We start from the raw sequence: 23,583 nt of genomic DNA on the forward strand, positions 1-23,583 counted from the left end.
CCATTCTTTCTTATTCGAGCAATAAAGACACTATCACGATTCTCTCATCAATTTCCATATTCCTCCGTTCTGGGCCAGCAATGGATTCTGCTCTCAGAACAGTCTCTGGAATATGCTGAAACTCCTGCAATTAACTCATAACTCACTGGAATGCGTCTCATTGATAAATTCAATCGAGTCCTGTTCCGCTAATTGCATTTAGCTTTTTTACTACAGGAGACTTTTGTGTTGAATTCTATGTCCCGTAAGCGTGGCTTCACCCTGATTGAGCTGCTCGTTGTGATTGCCATCATTGCGATTTTGATCGCGCTTCTGCTTCCCGCCGTACAACAGGCACGTGAAGCAGCCCGTCGCAGTACCTGCAAAAACAATCTGAAACAGCTGGGGCTCGCGTTTCACAATTATCATGATACGCACCGCGTCCTGCCCCCCGCAGCGATTAATCCTGGCAGTGCAAACTGCACGTCAGTTTTTTCCACTAATAACATCATGAATCACACCTGTTTCCAGATGATTCTGCCGTTCCTGGACCAGGCACCACTTTACAATCTCTATAACTGGTCGATTCCCAGTGGACCTGCCATGCATTCCAGCTGTGGACATACCGCGCCACCCACCACTGCCAATCAGTTTGGTCTGCTCGACTCAACGCTTTCGATTTTTATCTGTCCTTCTGAAAGCGGAAATCCCAAAGGCACCACGAGCACTGCCGGCAGCTACACGTCCAACGGTGCGCATCGCACCAGTTATGGTGTCGCCGCGAATCAGTATGACTCAGATAAAGTCAGCTCTTTCCAGGGAGACACCTATTCCAAAAAAGCCGCACTGGGCCTGAATGGATCAGCCAGAATTTCTGCGATCAAAGATGGAACCAGTAACACCATGCTGTTGATCGAAACTCCGTTTGAAAAAACGACCAGCGGATCTGACGTTTATGTCGGCTTCGGTCCTTACTGGGATACGTACACCCATACCAATTCCATCCGTCCCACCGGTCAGGGCATCAATCGTCCCCGGAATGCAGCCTATAGCCAGCGGGTTTATGGTTGGGGCGCTGGTAGTTCACACACCGGTGGCGTACATATTCTCCTGGCTGACGGAGCCGTCCGCTTCCTGAGTGAAAATGCCGACATGACTTCCGTCGTGCAATCGCTGATTTCTGCCAGCGGCGGTGAAGTCATCGGCGAATTCTAATATTCGAAATGCTTTATCAATGTCCCGCTGCACCGTTCTGATACGGAGGCAGCGGGATTTTCGATTCCACTCTCCCTGGACTGCCATGTTTTCGATGACTGGCACGAATCAACGACCATCGATCCGTTGACGAACGGGGAGCATATTCACTGAAAGACAGACGACAGTCATGAAACACAGAGCGATTGAGAAAAAAATCGTCGGCTGCCTGCTGGCAGTCGTAGCATTGACGGCTTGTTCCGGCGGCGAATCGCTGCCCGATCTGGCTACAGTAACGGGAACCGTGAGTCTGGATGGAAATCCACTGCCGGCGGCCAATGTACTTTTCCAGCCCCAGCAGGGAAAAACGGCCTTCGCGATGACCGATGAAAACGGAAAATTCGAACTGATGTATAACCAGGATGTCACTGGAGCAACTCCTGGAAATTATACCGTCAAAATTTCGAAAGAAAAAAATCCGGAAGAACCCGGCAATGAACTGCTTCCGGCCAAATACAACGAGAAGACGACTCTGACTGCCGATGTCAAAGCCGATCAGGAAAACGATTTTCAGTTTGATCTGAAAACCAAATAATCAGATTCGCGTTTCTATTTTTTACAGATCCGGATTCAGCTCGTCAGAGTTGTTTCCGGATTTTGTAAAATCCGGTGATCGATTTCCAGGCCAGGGGCAGCATGCATAACCAGAGCAGGTAATTCAGCGTGCCCGGCAGGAAGTAAACATCAATGGGAATCCATGCATAGACGATAAACCGGGGACGAACCAGCCAGCTGTAGGGAATGGCCAGCGAACTGCGAATCATCGCGAAAACCACGACCAGCGTATAAAACAGCAGATATAAGCCCCCGACAGTGGCATGGACCACATCAAAATGAATCAGTGTAATCGTCGTAAAAGCAACGACTAACTGGTCTGCGGTCGTATCGGTAAATGAACCGCGATTCCCCGCCGTTCCCATGAAACGGGCCAGGGGGCCATCAATGCCGTCCAGCAGCACATGCAAAAACAGCAGTCCCAGCGCAACCAGCCGCGCTCCTTCCCAGCTTTGCCCAAAAGTAAAGCAGAACCCGATGCCACACAGCAGTGAGAGGCCGGTCAGCAGATTCGGCGTGATCCCGGAGCGGACACACAGCTTCAAAATCGGCAGAAAAAAACGCTGCCTGCGTGCCTGTGACGCGTCCATCATTGATTGTTCGCCGCTGGCATAGACGGAGACGCGGGGCTGGGGGGCATTTTTATGAGAAATCATTTCTGTGCGTTTCCTGACCAGGTCGACATCACCCCCCTGGATTCTGTTCGCGCGATTCGATTCCCGGTTTCAGGTCTCCTCGCCTTCCTCGAACAGTTGATCCAGAGCGCCGGATGCTTTGACCTCTTCAAAATTACGTCGAAAAACTTTTTCAGATTCCGGGTCCAGCTGCGGTGGCTTGTCATGTTCCCGGATGTACTGGCTCATCTGCTCCAGAGTCGGATCCGCAAAGTAATGATCGCTCATGGCCAGGGACACAATCATTTCATCATCCGTCCGGGGCCGGGCCTGACACTGGTCGCAGGGCATGAACGAGCCAAATTTGATATGGCCGCATTGAAAGCAGACAGCTTTTGTCATGGAGACCTCAGACTTTCTCTGCTGGAATTTGAATTCAGGAGTGCATTGGGATGATAAAGGGAGCACTTAGTATAACAAAGTTCAGACAGAAATATCCTGAGATTTATTAAGTTTCCTTTTTATATGGTTCGTGTTTGATATGATAGATTCGTTTGAAGCGCGCAGAGATTGATATTTTTTTAATTTAAATTGAGAGGAAACCATGGATCCGCACTCGTTTCAAAATCGGGGAAAACGTCTGATCGTAGCGGCTCTGCTGCTGACACTCATTTCCGTTCCTGCAGGACAGGGACGGGCAGAAAAAAAGACGGAAACCAAACCATTTCCCGTCGTTCTCCAGAAACGCGTTGCCGATGACGCGGGAAAATATCGTCCTGTCAAAGAAACCTTTTACTGGAAACCGGAAGAGACCGCGATCATCGTCTGTGACATGTGGGACGATCACACCTGTAAGCAGGCCGCCAAACGGGTTGCCGAAATGGCGCCCGCGATGAACGAAACACTCAAAGCAGCCCGGGATAAGGGAGTCTTTATCATTCACGCCCCCAGCGGGCGCATGAATTTTTATGCCGATACCCCTCAGCGACAACGCGCCATCGACGCACCCTTTGCCCAGGCACCTCTGGATTTCAAATGGAAATACTGGAATGACGAAAAAGAAGGGCAGCCGCTCGACTTCGTCCGGGCAGGGGGCTGTGGTTGTAAAGTGCCCTGCAAAGGCTGGGTACCCGATGAAACCGGGCTCCGGCACTGGAAGGGTGAAAAAATTCCCTGGACCCGCCAGATCGCGACCATTGATATCGCCGACGAAGATGCGATCAGCGATAACGGCCAGGAAGTTTTTAATCTGCTCGAACAGCGGGGAATTAAGAATGTGGTTTTGATGGGTGTGCACACCAACCTGTGTGTCTGCGGCCGCCCCTTTGGATTAAGACAGATGGTCTACCAGGGAAAAAATGCGGTTCTCTGCCGGGATCTTACCGATTCGCTTTTCCAGCAGAATGATCCTCCCATCAGTCATTTCCGGGGGACCGAACTGGTCGTGGAACATATTGAGAAAAAAATCTGTCCGACGATTCCCTCAACTACGTTCACCGGCAAGTCAGAATTTCGCTTTGATGAAAGTGCCACTCACTGATTTCGTTGATGAGACGGCGGAATCCTGACTGGCAACCTCCCGGCAGCGAAACGAATCGCTGTCCTCCCTCCTGAATTTTCTGGACAGTCTGCAAGATGCATACGCTTGATTATGGTGTTATTCTGGCCTACCTGCTGGTCTCCGTGGGCCTGGGGATCTACTTCGGTCGCAATCAGACCCGGCAGGAATTTTTTGCCGCCGGAAATTCGATGGGCTGGCTGCCCGTCGGTCTGAGTGTGATGGCGACGCTGTTTTCCGCCAACAGTTTCGTGATGTACCCCTCCATCGCGTATGGCAGCGGTCTGCGGATCAGCCTGTTTCTGATTTCGATTTCACTGATGGCGCCGCTGGTGCTCTGGGTCTTCATTCCCATTTATGCCCGCCTCAAATGTCAGACCGCTTATGAATACCTGGAACGCCGCTATCATGTGTCGGTCCGTTCCCTGGCCAGCGGACTCTTTATTTTTCTCAGAATCGGCTGGATGGCTTCCGCAACCTATGCCGCCTCGGTTGTTCTGGCCAACGTGATGCAGGTCGATCAGACCATGGTCATCGTCGTCCTCGGTATCGTCTCCATTTTTTATACGATGCTCGGCGGTCTGCGGGCTGTAATGTGGACCGACGTGATGCAGTTCTTCATTTTCAGTCTTACAATTCTGCTGACACTCGGCCTGATTTTAAGCCAGACCGAAGGGGGCGTCTCGGGTGTCATTTCGACTTACTTCGAGGGACGCAGCAATGTGCTGATCGATTTCACCCCCTCGATGACACTCGAATACGGCAGTTGGGCGCTGCTCATCGGTCTCTTTCTGGAAGGACTTTCCGCATTTGGTGCAGACCAGGTTGCCGTCCAGCGCTACATCGCCGCCCGTTCCGAACGAACGTCCCAGATCGGTTTCATGATTAACATTCTCGGCATGTGGACCGTAGTCCCCGGCCTGCTGGCCATCGGGATCGGCCTGTACTCGCACTACCAGCACTTCCCCGAAGAGATGGTCTCGGTGCTTGCCACCGAACTGGATGGACAACTGCCCGACTGGCGGACTGATGGGGCACCCGGCATCTCGGTCCCCGAATACTATCAGTCGTATCCTCAATATGTGGCCGAAGACATTCGAGCCCTGAATAAGCAGGACCAGGCACTGCCGCAGTATGTCCGCCTGCATTTTCCTCCCGGGGTCATTGGTCTGTTTCTGGTAGCTTTGATGGCAGCCGTGATGTCGAGTATCGACTCGGGCATTCACTCTGTAACAACCGCGCTGATGGTTGATTTCCGCGATCGCCACCTGCCACACTGGAAACCGGAGAATAATAAAATCGAAGTTCTGCAGGACCGGGCACTGGTCGTGCTGATCGGAATTCTCTCGGTGTTCCTCGCCTGTAACGTTGGTGAGATGGGTGACGTGTTTGCGATCGGCAAAAAAATGACTGCCGGTTTTGGGGGACCGTTACTGGCGGTCTTCGTACTGGCCCTGTTTTTCAAGAATACGACGACCGCCGGCGTCTGGGTGGGAACCTTTGTAGGGGCGGTCATTACCATTGCCCTGATGTATCTTTACTCGGACTGGTTTTCGGTCTGGTACTGGCCCATCGGTTTTGGCTTGAGTCTGATCATCGGCCTGGGCGTGAGCCTGGTCTCCAACCTGATTCACGGATCTCCTTCCAGCAGGGACTCGGAAGAGGAACCGCTCACTTTTTGGAATGTTGTGCGAAGTCAACAGACGCTTTCTCAGGAATCCAGCGAGTAATCTGCCATGAAATTTCTAGAAATGACTGCCGTCGAACTCAAGAACGTGCCCCGCGAAGACACACTGGTGGTGCTTCCGATCGCCGCCGTCGAACAGCACGGCCCCCACATGCCGACCGGCACCGATGACTTTATCTGCACCGCGGTCGCGGAAGCGGTAGAACAGAACCTGCCTGAGTCGCTGCTGCTCCTGCCGACACAATGGCTGGGAGCCAGTCAACATCATCTTCGCTGGGGGGCAACACTGACACCCCGCGTGGAAAATTACGAAACGCTGCTCTACGAGATCTGCGAGTCGGTACTGAATGACGGCTTCCAGCGGATTCTGATTCTCAACGGCCATGGCGGAAATATCGGACCGATGCAGACCGCGCTGCGTCGTCTTCAGGTCCATTACCCGGACTGCCAGTTGCTCGCGGCTTCCTACTGGTCGATCGCCGAACAGGAAATTGCAGCGCTCATGGAAGGGGAATGCAAAACAGTCGGACATGCCTGCGAAGCGGAAACATCGCTGATCATGCATCTGCGGCCCGAACTCGTGCATACGTCCAAAATTGAGAATTTCAGCGATTACGAACTCGACCTGGTGGACGGCGTCTATCATTGTCGCGATATGTATCAGCGAACCAGCGCCGGGGCGACCGGCCGCCCCGATCTGGCCACACCGGAAAAGGGAGCCCAGATGTTTTCCGGAATCGTCGCGCGGGTGACTGAGGTAATCGCTTCCCTCACCGAGGTGCATTAACCGGGAATCTGTAAGCAGATTATATAACCTGATGGCTGACGTTCAGAACAGGTACGGGTGTAGAAAACGTTCCAGATCCCGCGCTGCCAACGCATGCGCTATGTCTGCTGCCGAGGGGGCAGCCTGTAGATAGGCAGCTGCCACTTCGTCGGTGAAATCACTGTTCCGCGTATATTTGAGCTCCAGCGATTTGTCCTGCACGACTGGCTCGAAATCGAAAATCTTGCCCGCCTGGAGATATTCAATCAGTCCGGTATGCGCGGCTTTGACGGCCCGCATGCCCAGTGGAAACGCTTCGATTTCCTGGGGCGCCGGCAGGGCATGAAACAGCATCGGTCCCGAGTCGAGCCCCTTGGACAGCATGTGAATCGTGGCGCCCACGTAATCGGGGTGCCCTTCCTGCAGTGCCCAGAAATTACAACTGCTGCCTCGGTAGTAAGGCGAAACACCCATGTGAATATTTAAAGCACGGTGATTGACCAGAAAATCGATCAGATCCCCTTTGATAAAACTGCTGCCAAACACCACGTAATAATCGCTCTCCAGCGCCGGCTGCAGGGTGGACATTTCCAGGCGGTTCAGGTCGCCCAGTTTCATGGACAGCGATCGCACGTTGGCTGGTGAAAAACGGGGCAGTCCGAAAATCTCCTTCTCGGCGGCGATAACATGGCTGAAGTATTCCTGCATCACTTCGGAACGTCGGAAAAAGTCCGCCACCTGTCCCGGGAAAATCGTGTTGCATTCCTGGATGGCAAAGACTTCATCTGCAATCGAAGCCAGGCCGGCGATCAGCGAAAGGTGTCGGGGCTGGTTACTGGTGAAAACCGTGATTTTCATGCTGCCATCTTTTCCATGATATTGGCGTGATCTTCGCGGGGAAATTCAAGCTGCGAAATCTGTTGCTCAGCCATGTTCGAACGGAAACCGACTTTGATCTGCAGGTCCCTGAGAATCTTAAGTGTTTCTGCGTTGTAGGAATTACAGGGATGTGACACGGTGTCCGGGGCTACTCTCAGGATCCGGTTCAGTGTTTCAAAGTTCGTCTGGTACTCCACCCGCTGCCCATCCGCGTCCAGCGCCGACAGTGCGGTTGGATGCGTATGTGAGTGCAGTCCGATCACATGCTGCTGCGCGTGCAGGTCGATCACCTGTTGCTCATTCATCCACAGGTCGCTGGTGAATTCCGGTAGATCAATCTTCTCCGCCTGCATCATCTGATCCAGCACTTCAGTGTAAATATTCGGGCCCAGAACCTGGTCCCGTACAAAGCGAAACTGCCGATCGGGTTCGGTATAGAAGGGGAACTGCTTGAGATACTCTTCGGGAATAAATCCTTTGAGTGCCGTCGCGACTGCTGACTGGTAAGGTGACTCGCAAATGGTCTTGTAAAAACACCGATAGAAATCATTGATCGTTTCGAAACAGACCGTGCGGAATTTACGATAGATCTCCAGCTTTTCATTGCCGCCGGTAATCACAGATGAGTATACAAACCAGAAAGCCGTCAGGTTAAAATGCTGTAATACGGGCAAAGCGACTTCGTACTGGCAGAGCAGGGCATCATCAAACGTCAGGCAGGCTTCGTGATCATCCAGCGTACCCTGATTTGCTTTTTCCAGCCATTCACGTGCAGGCAGGATCCGATGTGACTGCTGGTAAAATTCGATGATCTGAGCTAGTTCGTCGGCAGAGATTGCCCCCTGTCCCTGAATATGTTTTTCATTATGAAAATGATGAAACATGATGCCGTGTGGTCGGAGATCTGAAGTCTTCAAAGGTTTCCCATAATTCAATAATGAGTAGAATAAATATGACCGATATCAGGCAGCGTGGTGCTGCTGCCCCTCTGCAAGGGCTTGCGCGACAACGGCAGCGATCCGCACGTGGGACTGGCCATCGCAGTTCCAGGCAGCGCGTACTTTCGCACCGCGCTCGGCTTCTCGCTCCGGAGCTTCCTTTTTCCAGCGGGACAATGCTTCGATTGCCTCTGGCACGGAGATCGAAAACGTTCCCCAGCCAAACAGGTGTAAAGGGATTCCGTGCGTCGGGTAATCGTGGTTCGAATGCACCAGCGCGACCTGTTTACCCAACAGCGCCGCCTCCACTGATACCGTTGACTTGTGAGTGATCAGAGCATCGCAGGCAGTCAGTGCCTCTGACAATGGTGTGTTTTCATTCAGGAATGCGATCTCCGGCCCCAGTCTCTGAATCACATTCTGCGCGAGGACCGCGTCACTATTGGGATGCGGACGAACGACTACTTTCCAGTGCGGACGCCTGGGAAGCAATTGTTCCAGGCACTGGACGATCAACTCTTCGTGCTGATCCCAGTGGGGTTTCATCCCATACAGCACCAGCAGGTCACCTGGCTGCACGCCATGCCGACTCCGCCAGTCAGCGGACAGGTCTGCGCCGCCGATCAGTTCGTGGATCCAGTCAAAATTCGGGTTACCGGATACTGTGAGTGCTTCGGGTTTTAATCCCCGGTCTACGAGAATCGAAGTTGCCTGATGAAAAGGGACGCAGACCCGGTCTGCTGGAATGTCGTTATAAGGTTGCAGGCCGAACAGGTCGAGCACACCAACCGAAGGAATGCCCCGTTCAGCGGCAACTCGGATCGAGGCCAGTTCGGCACGAGGTGAATTTGTCGTCAGCAGCACATCCGGTTGAACCAGATCAAATAGTCGTCGCACAGGTCCCAGGGGGAGGAAGGCCTGTCTCCCTTGCTCGTTAAAAGCCTGTGCCGCTCCTCCCGCTCCATGCTGATCTTCCAGGTCAGCATAAGAGAGTCCGAGGTAAGCAATCGATTCTTCCAGGGAATTGACCTTGCTCCCCTGGTGCATCTCTCTTGCCAGTCGGGTGCCGTGTTCCTGTGCTCGGGTATCTTCCTCGTGGATCAGGTCTCGAAAGCCCAGAGGTTCAAAACCGGCTTTGCGCAACGATGCCGCGGCCGTGGTCAGGCCTGCGATCTTCACGTCGAAGCCCTGTGCTTCCAGCAGTTTGAGCACCGGGATCAGCATCAGCACATGACCGCCTCCATAGCAGACGGCCAAGATCCGTTTTCGTTGAGGAGGGGAGAGATTCATGGTTCATTCTGTCGCGAGAAGAGATCAGTCAGGTTGGCAGACAATGGATACCGGAACAGGCCCGGATTAACTGAGAAATAGCGATTTTTGTCAAGACGAGATCAGGGATGCGTGTGTTCAAAATCAGGAATGAGACGGATTTACGGGGAGCCCAAATGGGGAGCTTATACTGTGCGGATGAATATTTTCAAGGGAAGCATTCTACCTGGTACATTTACTTCTCATGAAAAATGCCTGATATCTTCGATAATCAGTCCGATATTCGCTTATTAGTGGAAAATTGATCTTTCGCTGAAACGCCACAATATCGAAAATACCTGACCATCATTTTTACAGGGAAGTATGTAGTCAGTAGCAGCAGACGAAAGGATTCGTAATGTGTGGGATTATCGGTGGGTATGATCGTGAGCGACGCCCATTCGGAACTGCATTAGCGGAACAGGCATGTGAACGGATGCGGCACCGCGGCCCCGATGATCGGGGCTGGTTCGAAGCAGAGGGCATGCTCGTCGGCAATCAGCGCCTCTCGATCCTCGATCTCGCGGGCGGACACCAGCCCATGTTTTCCGATGATCGGCAGATCGTCGTCGTGCAGAATGGCGAAATCTATAATTTCAAAGAGCTGGCCCAGGGACTGAACTGCAAAACCACCTGCGATACTGAAGTCATTCTGCGCCTCTACGAACGGGACGGGGAAGCTTTCGTCAAACAGTTGAACGGCATGTTCTCGATTGCCATCCTCGATCTCCGTAAACAGAGTCTGTTGCTCTACCGGGACCGCATCGGGCAGAAACCACTCTATTTATATGACGATGGCAAGCGACTGATGTTTGCCTCGGAAATCAAATCCCTGTTTGCGATGGGCGTCAAAGCCGAGATGAACTGGGAAGGTTTCGATGCCTACCTGACCTACAATTTCGTACCGCCACCGATCACACTCTATCAGAACATTACCCATCTCATGCCCGGGCAGATGCTCAAGATCAGCCCGCAGGGAACCGAACAGACTTGCTGGTGGAACCTGGCTGACAGCCCCGTTGAGTGTCGTACGGAAGAATCCTGGTGCGAAGAAATTATTGAAACCTTACGGTCGGCGGTTCAGATCCGCCTGCGGGCCGATGTACCTCTCGGGGCATTTCTATCAGGCGGTATCGACAGTTCTTCAGTCGTTTCGTTAATGAGTCGCGAACTGCCTCACCCCGTGCAGACCTTCTGTATCGGCTTTGACGATCCCCGTTTTGATGAATCCATTTATGCCCGGGAAGTGGCAGAACTCTGCGGAACCAGTCATACCTGTGAAGTGTTGAATCCCAACCTGACCGCCAGTTGGCCGTTGACCGTTTATCATAATGACCAGCCGCACGGAGATGTCTCCTTCATGCCGACACACCGCGTCAGTTCACTGGCCCGCAGATCGGTCAAAGTGGTGCTGACCGGAGATGGCAGTGATGAACTGTTTGCTGGTTACGACGTGCATCGCAATTTCTTCGCCGGACAGGACCTCACACTCCCCCGCGAACAGATTGAAAACGCGTATATCAGTGCGATCAGCCTGTTTCGTCCTTCGGAAAAACGGTCCCTGTATACCAGCGAAACAAGTCAGAAGCTTGCCTCCGCCGATGCGTCACAGTATGCCCGTACGCATCTGGCCGAGTTCCGTCATCTGGATCCCATCAGTCAGGCCCTGGCCCTCGATACCAAACTGCTGCTGCCCGGAAACAACCTGGTCAAACCCGACAAAATGGCGATGGCAGTCTCGCTCGAACCGCGGGCACCGTACCTCGATTATCGGATGGTTAACCTCGCCTTCCGGATTCCCGGTGCCTTGAAGCTCCGCAACGGAATGACCAAATCAATCCTGAAAAAAGCCTGCGAGAAAATACTGCCCCAGAGCATTATTTACCGTAAAAAACAGATGTTTACAGTTCCCATCGGCGAATGGTTCAAACGGGAACTGGCCCCCTTTGTGAATGAAGTTCTGCTCTCGCCACGTTCGCTGGAGCGGGGCATCTTTCAGCCGGATCGCGTCGGCGAAATGATCCGTGATCACCAGTCGGGGCGGATGAATCATACGCGCACGCTGCGGGCGCTGCTCGCGTTCGAAATCTGGCAGCGCACCTTTATTGATACCATGTTCGATCATGCACCGACGTATGCAGAACTGGGTATCCAGAGTTCGGTCGAGCTGGAGGCGGTACCTAAACAGGCCGCTTGATTCTCGTATTCAAACACCATTATTTCGGAACAGGTCAGACTCATGGATGAGCAACGCCTATCACAATCAACGAGTCACTCTGCTGCCCGCCAGTCAGGAGGTCCTCACTTTGATCCCCGAAACATGCCGGCAGAACCGGCCGTGGTTTCTCACGAGGTTCGCACGGGTTATTTCTGGAAACGCCCCGCAGATATCATGCTGAGTGGGCTGGCCCTGGTGGCATTGGCCCCGCTGTTTCTGGTGATCTCTTTGCTGATCAAACTCACTTCTCCCGGTCCGGTCTTTTTCCGTCAGCAGCGACTGGGGCTTAACGAACGACCATTCTCGATTTTCAAGTTTCGCTCGATGCGTGCCGGCTCCGATAAGACGGGAGCCCAGTTCACCTCTGCCAACGATGCCCGTGTGACGGGGATCGGTAGGCTGATTCGCAAGACCAGCCTCGACGAACTGCCTCAATTAATCAATATCTTTCGCGGGGAGATGAGCCTCATCGGCCCGCGTCCTTATATCGGATTTGAACTGGAAAACGCCACACCTGATGAACGCCGCAAACGGGCCAGTGTCCGTCCCGGAGTCTCAGGGCTGGCGCAGGTCTCCGGTCGCAGCAGCCTGTCTCAACAGGCGGTCATCGATTATGACCTGCAATACGTGGAGCAATGCAGTCTCAAGTTTGATATTCAGATCCTGATACAGACGATTCGCAAAGTGATTCGCTGTGAAGGAACTAACTGAGACTCGTAAAACGTTGATTACTGAGAAGAGCAGGATGCCGAGAGGAAGTTGTCTGCTGTTCAGGCGTGAAAAATTGGTATCGCACGGAATTTATATTCCTGCTATTGATAAATCTGAACTGCTGCAGACTATTGCCTCTCTGGACTTCTGGTGTGATTGTTCCTGATACGAAATTAATAGAAGCAGTCTGACGGAATCTGAATTTATGCATATTTTTGAGGGTCTTCCAAGCCAGTTGGACTCCAGTCCTGTGATGCAGCTGAAACGCTCTACGTTCCAGGAGCTCTCATTTCGCACCGGGCTCTGGTTCGCGCTGGGCGTCGGCTTTGCGATTCCGATCTCCACCAGTCTGACCTCAGCGTTCAGCGTGGGAGTTTTAATCTGCTGGTTTCTTTCGGGACAGTATCGGGTAACCTTCGAACTGCTCCGAACATACCGGGTCGCCACGGTTTCACTGATCCTGTTCTGCACCCTGGCAGTGGGTTTGCTCTACACGCCCCAGACCCTCTCACTGGCTACCAGGAACCTGTTTAAATACCGTCAGTTTCTGATGATTCCCATTTACCTCTCCTTCTTTCTCGACAGTCGAGTCCGCCTGCGCGGCATTCGCATGTTTGAGTTGGCCCTGCTGCTGACACTGGCCGTCTCCATGTTCTGCTGGATGTTCGGCATCGAATGGGATGTCCCTTCGCACGATCATGCGATCTTTAAAAACCGGATCACCCAGAACATTTTAATGTCCTTTCTGGTCTACCTTTCTGCCTGGCGATTTCTGGAGAAACCCCGCAAAAACTGGTTCTGGGGCGCTGTCCTGCTGATCGCGACCGTAAATGTTCTGTTAATCGTACCGGGCCGTTCGGGCTATCTGGCGGTCGGCGTGCTGATTGGCGTATTGATGTATCAGAAGCTGGGATACAAGGGGATTCTTCCCGCGGGCGCCTGCGTGCTGGTCATTGGCATGATCTGTTATCAGTCTTCGGACCGCTTTCAGAGACGCATCGATCTGGTGATTTCCGAGATCAGAAATTACCACCAGACACAGGATCATGCCAGTGGCGTTAACCTGCGGATAGAGTTCCTGTTAAATGGCCTCGAACTCGCGCAGTCCAGCCCGATCTTTGGTTCCGGGACGGGGAGTTTCGCCATGCGTTACCACCAGCTGATGGAGCAGAAGGGGCAGATGGTGACAGCGAACCCGCACAATGAGTATGTGATGCTGCTGGTCCAGAACGGGGCGATAGGAGTCGGTTTGTTTCTGCTGTTGTTCTGGTTTTGTTGGCGGTCTACCCGAGGCCTCTCCGGTCTGGAGCCAGCGTTCGCACAAGCGGTAGTGGGAGTGTACATGATCGTTTGTCTGGTAAATTCGCTGATGCTGGATACCACCGAGGGAGGGCTGTTCGGTTATCTGATGGGCCTGACCTGTGCAGCCGGGGTCTCCACGAGAGGAGCCAGCCTGGGAACGTCACCCGTTGAAACAGATGCCGACGCTCCGGACAGTCAGGCTGAAACCCTGCAAAATGCGGCCTGATCCCCGGCAAAACTCCTCTGCGCGACTCACGTCTCAAGCCGGGATCGTTTCCACCTTTACACAAAAAACAGGTTGAAATATGATCCCCGCGCAATGAATTCGCAGGAATTTTCAGACTGTCAGAGCCGTGGAATGGATGCAAAACACCGCGACTGCTCTGACTTGAAGCGCTAATCAGGAAGGGGGGCCAGGGATGGCCGGTGCAGTTGGCTTAATCACGGCTCGAGGAGGCTCCAAGGGAGTCCCCCACAAAAATATCAAGGAACTGGCAGGCAAGCCATTGATCGCCTGGACGATCGAGGCGGCGCTGGCCAGTCAGGAGCTGGATCGGGTTGTGGTCTCTACAGATGACAAAGAGATCGCCTCTATCGCGCGGCAGTATGGAGCCGAAGTCCCGTTTCTGCGACCGCTCAGACTGGCCCTCGATGACTCCAGCCACGCCGATGTGGTCTTACATGCGATTGACTGGCTCGAAGAGCACGACCAGTTCGTCGCAGAATATGTGGTCATGCTGCAGCCGACGTCTCCCTTTCGCATTGCAGCAGACATTGACGGGGCACTCGACTTCGCCCGGAAGAAAAACGCAAAATCCGTAATTGGAATGATGCACGCTCCCAGTCACCCGATCTGTCTGCGGGGGATGACTGAGGACGGACTGCTGGTCGAACTGACCGAACAACGGGATGAGTCACAGCTCCGCAGGCAGTTGCTGGAAGACGTCTATGCATTTAATGGCGCCGTGTATGTTGTCCAGACGGAAGCGTTTCGTGAATCAAAAACCTTTCGGCCGGAAGGTGAGACCTACGGTTACCTGATGCCGACCGAACGATCGTGGGAAATTGATACGGAGTGGGAATTCCTCGTCGCCAGCCTGTTGATGAAAAATCAGCTGCAGGTGGCACCCCGATCTAAAGCGGCCTGAATTCTGTTCTCCTCGCTGTTGCTTTTTTATGAATTGTGCGAGTCATGCGCGAAACGATTCCGTTATCGGTACCGAGCCTCACCGGCAATGAATGGAACTACCTGAAAGACTGCCTGGACACAGGCTGGGTCTCTTCAGTCGGCTCCTATGTGGATCGTTTCGAACAGTCGGTTAGTGAATACGTTGGAACGCAGTTCGGCGTCGCTACGGTGAATGGCACGGCGGCTCTGCATCTGTCACTGTTGGCATGTGGCGTTCAACGCGGTGATGAAGTGCTGGCCCCCAGCTTCACTTTTATCGCACCCATCAATGCCATTCATTACTGTGGAGCCGAGCCGGTTTTTATTGGATCGGATCCCGCGACCTTCAATCTCGATCCCGAAAAAGTACGGCAATTCCTGACTGAAGAATGTACCCGTGAGGCAGACGTTGTTTTGAACCGTCGCACCGGTCGCAGAGTCAGTGCGATTCTACCAGTGCACATTTTCGGTCATCCGGTCGACATGGACCCGCTGAATGCAATCGCAGCGGAGTTTCAACTGCCTGTCATTGAAGACGCCTCCGAAAGCCTGGGATCGGACTATCGCGAACGCAAAACGGGCGGACTTGCGAAGGTCGGCTGTTTTTCTTTTAACGGCAACAAAATTATTACCTGTGGCGGCGGAGGGATGGTCACTACCAGTGATGAAGCACTCGCCAGTCACATTCGGCACTTGAGTACCCAGGCCAACCGCAGGCCCTTTGAATACGAACACGATGAGGTCGGTTTTAATTATCGACTCACCAATATTCAGGCGGCGCTCGGAGTTGCCCAGCTGGAGCAGCTCGATGGCTTTCTGGAAGTCAAACGTCGTAATGCCTGTCTCTACCGTGAACTGCTGGCAGAAATTCCCCAGGTGGAACTGGCATGGGAAGAGCCCTGGGCGCGAAGCAACTTCTGGCTCTGTGCGCTGCTCGTGCCTCCTGCGGATCGAGGGCCGCTGATGGAGTATTTGCTCGAACGCCAGGTGCAGGTCCGGCCTGCCTGGAAGCTGATGCATACCCTGTCCATGTATCAGCATTGTCAGACATACCAGCTGGAAGAGACCGAAGCGGCCTATGCCCGCTGCATCTCGATTCCTTCCAGCGTGCAGCTCAGTGAAGCCGACATCCGGTATGTCGTGGAATGCATCAAAGCTTATTTCGAGTCGTCATGAACCAGAACCGCACACCACTCATTCTGCTCGGAGGCGGAGGACATGCCAGGGTCCTCATCGATCTCCTTCTGGAATGGGACAGCTATATGCCGGCAGGTATTCTGGATCCGGAACTCGCAGTGGGAAGTCAGATCAAAGGAGTCCCGGTGCTGGGAACCGACGAGGAACTTCGTACTCAGCAAGAGCAGGGGATCCAGCATGCCGTCGTGGCGGTCGGCAGCACACGCACGACCGCCTTACGACGCACTCTGTACGGTCAGCTCCGCGAACTCGGATTCGAACAACCCTCGCTGGTTCATCCCAGTGCGATTCTCTCATCGTCCGTGATCTTAGGCGAGGGAGCGCAGGTGATGGCCGGTGCGATAATTCAGACAGAGACCCGGATTGGAGCCGGGGCCGTGGTCAATACGGGAGCCCGCATCGATCACGATTGTGAAATCAAACAACATGCGTTTCTCGCGCCGGGAGTCATCCTCAGTGGTGGCGTCACCGTCGGCGAGAATGCATTCCTGGGAGCCGGTGCCGTGGTAATTCAGGGCACGCACATCGGTAACAATGCGGTCATCGCCGCAGGAGCCGTCGTGGTCCGGGATGTTGAGGATGGAGCCTTAGTAAAAGGAGTACCCGCGAAATGAGCGTATTCATCATCGCCGAAGCAGGCGTAAACCATAATGGCAGTGTCGAAACCGCGAAGAAAATGATCGATGCCGCCGTGCAGGCTGGCGCCGATGCAATCAAATTTCAGACCTTCAAAACGGAAAAGCTGGTCTGCAAATCAACGCCCCAGGCTGAATACCAGATGAAAAACAGCCTGAATGGGGAATCGGAGACCCAGTTTACCCTGCTCAAAAAACTGGAGATTAACCAGGAGACGCACCGCGAACTGTTCGATTACTGCGAGCAGTCCGGCATCGTTTTCATTTCGACCCCCTTCGATCTGGACAGCATCGATCTGCTGAAATCGCTGGGACTGCAGTTGATCAAGGTCCCTTCAGGCGAGATCACGAATTACCCCTACCTGAAAAAAGTCGCCCAGACATTTAACCAGGTGGTCCTCTCGACCGGCATGGCCGATCTGGGAGAGATTGAAGATGCACTCAATATTCTGATCAACAACGGCGTCTCCCGCGAAAACATTACCGTGCTGCACTGCAATACCGAGTATCCGACGCCCATTCAGGATGTTAACCTGCGGGCAATGCTCACCATCCGCGATGCCTTTGGTGTGAAAGTCGGTTATTCGGATCATACACTGGGCATTGAAGTCTCGATTGCCGCAACGGCCCTCGGTGCCACCGTGATTGAGAAACACTTCACACTCGATAAAAACATGGAAGGCCCGGATCATGCCGCGTCTTTGGAACCAGACGAACTGCTGATGCTCGTACGCGGGATCCGGAACACCGAAAAATCGCTGGGCAGTCCGCTCAAACGACCTTCTGCCTCTGAGTCCAAGAACAAACCAGTGGTCCGCAAAAGCATCGTCGCTGCCGGGGATATCAAGCAGGGAGACGTGTTCACAGAAGAGAACCTCTGCGTGAAACGACCGGGAACCGGAATCAGTCCGATGCAGTGGGATCAGGTCATCAACCAGGTGGCCCGGCGAGATTATGTCGAAGACGAAATCATTGAGTTATGAGTAACCGTGTCTGTGTTGTCACCGGATCACGGGCCGAATACGGTCTGCTAAGCCCTCTGCTGGAAGCGCTGCGCGCCGAGGAGAGTTTCGAGTTGCAACTGCTGGTGACCGGATCGCATCTGTCACCCGAATTTGGACTGACCTATCGCGAGATCGAAGCAGACGGATATACGATCGACGAAAAAGTCGAAGTCGTGCTCAGTTCCGATACCCCGGTCGGTATCTGTAAATCGATGGGCCTGGGACTGATCAGTTTTGCCGAAGCGTATGCCCGCCTGACCCCCGATCTGATTCTGGTGCTCGGCGATCGTTATGAAATATTCAGCGCCGTCTCCGCTGCACACATCAGTCGTATTCCCGTCGCTCATCTGCACGGAGGGGAAGTGACCGAAGGAGCATTCGACGATGCGCTGCGGCATTCGATCACCAAGATGAGCCACCTGCATTTCACCTCCACGGACGCCTATCGTCAGCGGGTGATTCAACTGGGAGAAGCCCCCGAGCGGGTTTTCAATGTAGGGGCGATCGGGTTAGATAATCTGCGTCGACTTCCTTTGCTCTCACGCGAAGATCTGGAACAGCAGCTGGGGTTTAAGTTTAATAATCACAATCTGTTATGCACATTTCACCCTGTGACGCTGGAGCACAATTCGTCTGAGCAGCAGATCCAGAGTCTGTTAAACGTGCTGGAGCAACAGGTGGATACGAGTGTCATTTTCACAAAGACAAATGCAGACACCGACGGGCGGATCATCAATCAGATGATCGATGATTTTGCCGCGAAAAACCCGGATCGATTCCATTCGCATGTTAGTCTGGGGCGATTGCGTTATTTGTCGATGATGCAGTTTGTGGATGCGGTCGTGGGGAATTCGTCGAGTGGCATCATCGAGGCACCTGGATTTCGAATCGGTACGATTAACATTGGCAACCGTCAGACAGGGCGGATCAAATCGGAACTGGTCATCGATTGTGAGCCCACGGAAACAGGTATAGCGTCGGCTTTTAAAACATTGTATTCTTCCGACTTCCAGAAGCGGCGTTCGCAGGCAAAGAACCCTTATGGAGCAGGGCAGACGACGTCGCAAATTATCAGTATTCTCAAGGAGCAATTTCCCCGTCGGACGACTCAGAAATCCTTTTATGATCTGGATTAAGCCCGACATCGAGAAGCTGGAATCAATCAGGGAGATGGAATCCCTGTTCGGATAAAGTGGGCCAGGGATGGACGTTATGAATGATTGTCTGATCAGCGCATCTGCAGATATCAAAGAAGCAATTCGCGCCATCGAGGCTGGCAAGAAGGGGATCGCCGTGGTTGTCGATCCCGCGCAAAAGCTGCAGGGTGTCATTACCGATGGTGATGTGCGTCGCGGTTTGCTGGCTGGTCTCCGCCTGCAGGATTCGGTGACCCGGATAATGAACTGCCGGCCGACCAGAGCCGATGTGGCTATGCCTCAGTCATCACTCGTGGAACTGCTCGACTCCAGCGGCCTGGAGGCAATGCCGCTGGTCGATGCCGAGAATCGTGTCGTCAAAGTCGTGCTCTCTGCCGAGCTGACCCGTCGGACCGACACCGGGCAGGCAACGGGATACAGCTGTGCTCTCATCATGGCAGGAGGAGAAGGGCGGCGGCTGTTACCACTCACAGAAAATCTTCCCAAGCCTCTGGTAGAAGTCGGTGGGATGCCATTAATCGAACGGCAGGTGCGTCGTCTGGCAACCGCGGGAGTGGAACGTATTTATATCGCTGTGAATTACCTTGCCGAGATGATCGAATCGCATCTCGGGGATGGCAGCCGATTCGGGACCGAGATCGTATTTTTACGCGAGCGGGAAAAACTCGGAACCGCGGGAGCCCTGTCTCTGATTGAAGAGACTCCCGCAGGACCTTTGCTGCTGATGAATGGCGATGTCTTTACGTCGATCAATTATCAGTCACTGCTCGACTTCCATTTGAAACATGAGTCACTGCTCACGGTCGCTGCCATCGATTATCACGTTGAAATCCCTTATGGCGTGATTAAGACAGAAGGACCTTTCGCAGTCCGCCTGGAAGAAAAACCATCCCAACAGTTTCTGTGTAATGCGGGAATCTATGCCCTCTCCCCGGAGGCCGTCTGTCAGGTCCCGCGAAATCAGCCCTATAACATGACCGACCTGATCGAGTCGAATCTCAACAGTCAACCGGGGGTCGCCGTGTTTCCGGTCCATGAATACTGGTCGGACATCGGAACTCATGCCGAGCTGGACAAGGCACGTACTGAACTCAAACTGGCCCGAGAAACCCTGGATGGGTCGGACCAGGATGACGAGAGTGCCGTCCATCTGCAGTTGAATCAGCGCCGGGCCGCCTGATCATCACCCAATCGTTTTAAACATCAAAAGAAACAAATCAATGTCAGAGTCGTTATCAGGAAAACAAACGCTGGTCACCGGCGCAGATGGCTTTATTGGAAGCCATCTGGTTGAGCAGCTCGTCCAGGCGGGAGCCCGTGTGCGTGCGCTCGTATATTACAATTCCTGGAATCAAATCGGCTGGTTGAATGATGTCGCTCCCGAGGTCCTGAAAGATGTGGAAATCATTCAGGGCGATATTCGCGATGCAGAACGGATTCAACTGGCAGTCGCAGACTGCGAATATGTGTTTCACCTCTCGAGCCTGATTGCAATTCCTTACAGCTACGTCGCCGCGCGGTCGTATGTGGATACCAATATCACCGGTGCCTTGAATGTGCTGCAGGCCTGTCGTAATTCAGACCGGCTCACACGACTTGTGCATGTCTCGACTTCCGAGGTCTACGGGACCGCTCAGACCGTTCCCATTGATGAGCAGCATCCCCTGGTGGGACAGTCACCTTATTCCGCCAGTAAAATTGGTGCAGACAAGATGGCCGAGAGTTTTTATCTCTCCTTCGAACTGCCCGTAGTGACTGCCCGACCTTTTAACACTTTTGGTCCCCGGCAGACCGCTCGCGCTGTGATTCCAACCATCGCCAGCCAGTTGCAGGCTGGTTGCAGTGAATTAAAACTGGGAGCCCTGACACCCACCCGTGATTTCAACTTCGCTACGGATACCGCGGCCGGCATGATCTCGCTGGCACTCTGTCCGCAGGCGGAAGGTGAGGTGGTGAATATCGGCAGTGGCGAAGAGTGGTCGATTGAAGAGACCGCGCAAATGCTGATGGAAGTCACGGGGAAAGAAGTTCCCATCATCTGTGACGAAGATCGGATTCGCCCCGAAAAAAGTGAAGTCAATCGCCTGCTGGCGGACAATTCCAAAATTCAAAAACTGACCGGCTGGCAATCGCAGGTCTCATTTAAAGACGGTCTGGCCGCGACCGCAGAATGGATCGGACGCAACTTACAATATTTCAATGCGGAACGTTATTCCATTTAAGTAATTCACCTCTTTCAGATAAGAAGACTATGTCACGTTCTGTTTCCATCTCAGCACTGTTTGTCGCCATCGCCATGATTCTCGGGCGGTTGACCGGCCTGCTGCGCGTGCTGGGACTGGCCACGGTTCTGGGGGTTTCCTATGCCAATGACCTGGCCGTATTGATTATTTCCGTACCAGACTTTTTGAATTCCATGCTGATTGGCGGGGCGATGGCAGCGGTTCTCGTTCCTGAAATTCATCGGCGAAATCAGGCGGACTCCGGTCAGACAGCCAGCCAGTTGATTGTACAGACGATGGTCGTTGTCGCTGCTATTTCCGGAATCCTGGCGCTGATTCTGGCAGCTCTGGCTCCCTGGTTTACCCAGGGGCTCGCATCCGGATTTTCGGTAGCGCAGATCAGTCAGGCCAGCCCACTGATTGTGGTCGTCTTGTGGGCCTTCCCGATCTCGGCGGTTACGGCGGTTACCGGCGCCGTCCTGCAGTCTCAGCATAAACCTCTGGTACCCGCGTATGGCAATCTGTTTTTTAACCTGATCGTCATTCTGGCGATTCTATTCTGGGTCAACGCGGATCAGCTTCAGATCCTGGCCTGGGCGGTGGTGGCCGCGGCCCTGTTCCGCCTGGTGACACAAATGGTTCCCTGTCTGTTCCAGGGCACCCTGCGGGGCGGGTTACAGAATTTACTGAAATTCGAAACGCTCGACCGCCGACTACTGGTCAAATATTTTCAGGCGCTGACCGCCATTGGTCTGGTGATCGCGTTCCCCGTCGTTTCACGCTCCTTCGCTTCTGCCTACACGGGGGGGATCAGCCTGTTCGAATATGCCCAGAAACTGGTGGAATTACCGCGGGGACTGCTGGGAGCAATTCTGACAATGGTCATTTTCCCTCGGTTAAGCCATGCTTTTGCTGAAGGGAAGTCAGCCGACGGTTCCCGCATGATCAGCCAGGCCTCGGGTCTGATCCTGCTGATCTCAATTCCAGTGACAGTAGTGATTTACGGCTGCGCTGAACCAATGATCTCTTTTCTGTTTCAGCGTGGTCAGTTCTCCGCATATGATGTCGCACGGACAGCAGAATTATTGCAGATCGCAATTTTAGCGATGCCGGCCCTGATCATGTCTATTTTGACGATGGATGTCTTCTATGCCCGTCACGAAACCATGATTCCTTTCCGGTTCAGCCTGATTTCTCTGGTATGTCTGGTGGTATTTTCGCTGATTTTACGTACTTTTATGGGGATTTCCGGCGTCATGCTCGCGTTCGTGCTGACCAGCTGGTTTCATTTTCTGATGCTGACCGTCGGGCTGTATCTGAAAATGCGGGTTTCTGTCATTGAAGGGGTCAATTTGAAACATTGTGCCGCATTGGTTCTGCTGACATTCTCAGGAATCACCTTTTCCGCTATGATGTTAAGAGTGATTACGGAACCGGTAATGCTGGTTATCTATTCGGGATTCGTGGGATTATTCTGCTTTGGGGCCGTGTTGGTGATCCTGAAGAATCACCTCCCGCGTTTCCACAGGAAGCTGTCTTTATAATGAAGTATCTATATATCACCGATTGCCCTGAGATCGCAAAGTACGTAGATCAGTGCGGGGTGGATCGTATATTCATTGACCTGGAACTGCTCGGCAAGGTCGATCGACAGGGAGACAGAGATACTGTCATTTCACATCATCGCGTGGAAAATATCTCTCGCGTAAAACAGGTGGTAAATCAGGCGGAAGTTTTGGTCCGGGTCAATCCGTTGAATCCCAATTCTGCCGAGGAGATCGAGCAGGTCATCGAGCAGGGAGCCGATGCCCTGATGCTGCCCATGTTCCGCTCGGTAGAAGAAATCGAGTGGTTCTGTGATCGCGTCAATTCACGGGCTCAAGTTGTGCCGCTCGTGGAGACCGTTGGTGCGATGGACCAGCTCGATCAGATCGTACAATTGCCGGGGGTCTCTCAGGTACACATCGGTCTGAATGATCTGCACCTCGACCTGGAGCTCAATTTCATGTTTGAGCTGATGTCCAATGGCATGGTGGAAGAAATGGCAGCCATCTGTCGCGAGGCGAATGTCCCCTTCGGAATTGGTGGGATATCGACCATGGACACCGGCCTGGTTTCCGGCCGCCTGGTATTATCCGAACATGCCCGCCTGGGTTCAGAGTGGGTGATTCTGTCCCGTTCATTTCATCAACTGGCGCACAGCCTGCAGGAACTTCAGGAAAAGATTGACCTGCCTCTGGAGCTGGAGAAAGTGGATCAGCATTTTGCAGAGCTGCTCAAGCGGTCTGATTTTGAAATTGAACAGGATAAACAGACACTTTACCATGCGATCAATCAGGTGGCACGCGATGAACTGTCCGAGCGAAACGCCTCCTGAGAGAGACTCACTCGCATGCTCCGCGAGTTGAAAATGTCACGTGCAGCAAAATTC

22 protein-coding genes are annotated in these 23,583 nt (G+C 53.4%); 17 read left to right on the forward strand and 5 right to left on the reverse strand.

The features are described from left to right. Nucleotides 1-225 precede the first annotated feature (225 nt). Nucleotides 226-1,194, forward strand: coding sequence for a DUF1559 domain-containing protein (locus tag HG66A1_RS08360; protein WP_315851635.1), 969 nt, complete (start codon nt 226-228; stop codon nt 1,192-1,194). 169 nt (nt 1,195-1,363) lie between these two features. Further along, a complete protein-coding gene (locus HG66A1_RS08365) occupies nt 1,364-1,768 on the forward strand; it encodes a carboxypeptidase-like regulatory domain-containing protein (RefSeq protein WP_145182034.1) in 405 nt (134 codons plus the stop codon). A 43-nt stretch (nt 1,769-1,811) separates the two neighbouring features. On the opposite strand, the gene HG66A1_RS08370 is transcribed toward HG66A1_RS08365, so the two are convergent. Both HG66A1_RS08370 and HG66A1_RS08375 read right to left on the reverse strand, forming a co-directional pair. Beyond that, entirely contained in the window at nt 1,812-2,444 is a 633-nt protein-coding gene (locus tag HG66A1_RS08370; protein WP_145182036.1) for a CDP-alcohol phosphatidyltransferase family protein, read from the reverse strand. Between the two features lie 69 nt (nt 2,445-2,513). Beyond that, nucleotides 2,514-2,804, reverse strand: a complete 291-nt coding sequence (locus HG66A1_RS08375) for a hypothetical protein (RefSeq protein ID WP_145182039.1) — start codon at nt 2,802-2,804, stop codon at nt 2,514-2,516. 202 nt (nt 2,805-3,006) lie between these two features. On the opposite strand from HG66A1_RS08375, the gene HG66A1_RS08380 reads away from it, so the two are divergent. The 3 genes from HG66A1_RS08380 (at nt 3,007) to HG66A1_RS08390 (ending at nt 6,434) form a co-directional block, all read left to right on the forward strand. Then, nucleotides 3,007-3,942 (forward strand): hypothetical protein, encoded by a 936-nt coding sequence (locus HG66A1_RS08380; RefSeq protein ID WP_232106778.1) that lies wholly within the window; start codon nt 3,007-3,009, stop codon nt 3,940-3,942. A 95-nt stretch (nt 3,943-4,037) separates the two neighbouring features. Next, complete coding sequence (locus HG66A1_RS08385; RefSeq protein WP_145182042.1) at nt 4,038-5,690, forward strand: sodium:solute symporter family transporter; 1,653 nt, start codon at nt 4,038-4,040, stop codon at nt 5,688-5,690. Nucleotides 5,691-5,696: 6 nt separating this feature from the next. Continuing rightward, nucleotides 5,697-6,434: a creatininase family protein gene (locus tag HG66A1_RS08390; RefSeq protein WP_145182045.1), complete on the forward strand. Its 738-nt coding sequence runs from the start codon at nt 5,697-5,699 to the stop codon at nt 6,432-6,434. 42 nt (nt 6,435-6,476) lie between these two features. Here the strand turns inward: HG66A1_RS08390 and HG66A1_RS08395 are convergent, their stop codons facing one another. Genes HG66A1_RS08395 through HG66A1_RS08405 form a run of 3 tightly spaced genes read right to left on the reverse strand, consistent with a single transcriptional unit; the run spans nt 6,477 to nt 9,520 of the window. Beyond that, nucleotides 6,477-7,271, reverse strand: coding sequence for a formyltransferase family protein (locus tag HG66A1_RS08395; protein WP_145182048.1), 795 nt, complete (start codon nt 7,269-7,271; stop codon nt 6,477-6,479). Continuing rightward, a complete protein-coding gene (locus tag HG66A1_RS08400) occupies nt 7,268-8,209 on the reverse strand; it encodes a polysaccharide deacetylase family protein (RefSeq protein ID WP_145182051.1) in 942 nt (313 codons plus the stop codon). The genes HG66A1_RS08395 and HG66A1_RS08400 overlap by 4 nt, the downstream gene beginning before the upstream one ends. A 45-nt stretch (nt 8,210-8,254) precedes the next feature. Next, complete coding sequence (locus tag HG66A1_RS08405) at nt 8,255-9,520, reverse strand: hypothetical protein (RefSeq protein WP_145182054.1); 1,266 nt, start codon at nt 9,518-9,520, stop codon at nt 8,255-8,257. Nucleotides 9,521-9,896: 376 nt separating this feature from the next. On the opposite strand from HG66A1_RS08405, the gene asnB reads away from it, so the two are divergent. The 12 genes from asnB (at nt 9,897) to HG66A1_RS08465 (ending at nt 23,529) form a co-directional block, all read left to right on the forward strand. After that, a complete protein-coding gene (gene asnB / locus HG66A1_RS08410) occupies nt 9,897-11,735 on the forward strand; it encodes an asparagine synthase (glutamine-hydrolyzing) (protein ID WP_145182057.1) in 1,839 nt (612 codons plus the stop codon). Nucleotides 11,736-11,777: 42 nt separating this feature from the next. Next, nucleotides 11,778-12,467, forward strand: coding sequence for a sugar transferase (locus HG66A1_RS08415; RefSeq protein ID WP_232106779.1), 690 nt, complete (start codon nt 11,778-11,780; stop codon nt 12,465-12,467). Nucleotides 12,468-12,672: 205 nt separating this feature from the next. Next, nucleotides 12,673-13,995, forward strand: coding sequence for an O-antigen ligase family protein (locus HG66A1_RS08420; protein WP_145182060.1), 1,323 nt, complete (start codon nt 12,673-12,675; stop codon nt 13,993-13,995). A 193-nt stretch (nt 13,996-14,188) separates the two neighbouring features. Next, nucleotides 14,189-14,917 (forward strand): acylneuraminate cytidylyltransferase family protein, encoded by a 729-nt coding sequence (locus tag HG66A1_RS08425; RefSeq protein ID WP_145182062.1) that lies wholly within the window; start codon nt 14,189-14,191, stop codon nt 14,915-14,917. A 44-nt stretch (nt 14,918-14,961) separates the two neighbouring features. Next, a complete protein-coding gene (locus HG66A1_RS08430; protein ID WP_145182065.1) occupies nt 14,962-16,113 on the forward strand; it encodes a LegC family aminotransferase in 1,152 nt (383 codons plus the stop codon). Beyond that, nucleotides 16,083-16,748, forward strand: coding sequence for an acetyltransferase (locus tag HG66A1_RS08435; RefSeq protein ID WP_145182067.1), 666 nt, complete (start codon nt 16,083-16,085; stop codon nt 16,746-16,748). Before HG66A1_RS08430 ends, HG66A1_RS08435 begins: the two co-directional genes overlap by 31 nt. Further along, a complete protein-coding gene (neuB, locus tag HG66A1_RS08440) occupies nt 16,745-17,752 on the forward strand; it encodes an N-acetylneuraminate synthase (protein ID WP_145038470.1) in 1,008 nt (335 codons plus the stop codon). Before HG66A1_RS08435 ends, neuB begins: the two co-directional genes overlap by 4 nt. Further along, nucleotides 17,749-18,909, forward strand: a complete 1,161-nt coding sequence (gene neuC / locus HG66A1_RS08445; RefSeq protein ID WP_145182070.1) for a UDP-N-acetylglucosamine 2-epimerase — start codon at nt 17,749-17,751, stop codon at nt 18,907-18,909. The genes neuB and neuC overlap by 4 nt, the downstream gene beginning before the upstream one ends. A 76-nt stretch (nt 18,910-18,985) precedes the next feature. After that, nucleotides 18,986-20,110, forward strand: coding sequence for a nucleotidyltransferase family protein (locus HG66A1_RS08450; protein ID WP_197997045.1), 1,125 nt, complete (start codon nt 18,986-18,988; stop codon nt 20,108-20,110). A gap of 40 nt (nt 20,111-20,150) precedes the next feature. Next, the gene (locus HG66A1_RS08455; RefSeq protein ID WP_145182075.1) at nt 20,151-21,152 is read left to right on the forward strand and encodes an SDR family NAD(P)-dependent oxidoreductase; all 1,002 of its coding nucleotides are present in this window, start codon (nt 20,151-20,153) and stop codon (nt 21,150-21,152) included. A gap of 29 nt (nt 21,153-21,181) precedes the next feature. Beyond that, on the forward strand, nt 21,182-22,696 hold the full coding sequence (murJ, locus tag HG66A1_RS08460) for a murein biosynthesis integral membrane protein MurJ (protein ID WP_197993892.1): 1,515 nt from the start codon (nt 21,182-21,184) through the stop codon (nt 22,694-22,696). Continuing rightward, nucleotides 22,696-23,529 carry an aldolase/citrate lyase family protein gene (locus HG66A1_RS08465; RefSeq protein WP_145182081.1) on the forward strand — a complete coding sequence of 278 codons (834 nt, stop codon included), beginning with the start codon at nt 22,696-22,698 and terminating at the stop codon, nt 23,527-23,529. The genes murJ and HG66A1_RS08465 overlap by 1 nt, the downstream gene beginning before the upstream one ends. Nucleotides 23,530-23,583 lie beyond the last annotated feature (54 nt).

It is taken from the genome of Gimesia chilikensis, from assembly GCF_007744075.1.
Taxonomy (GTDB): domain Bacteria; phylum Planctomycetota; class Planctomycetia; order Planctomycetales; family Planctomycetaceae; genus Gimesia; species Gimesia chilikensis_A.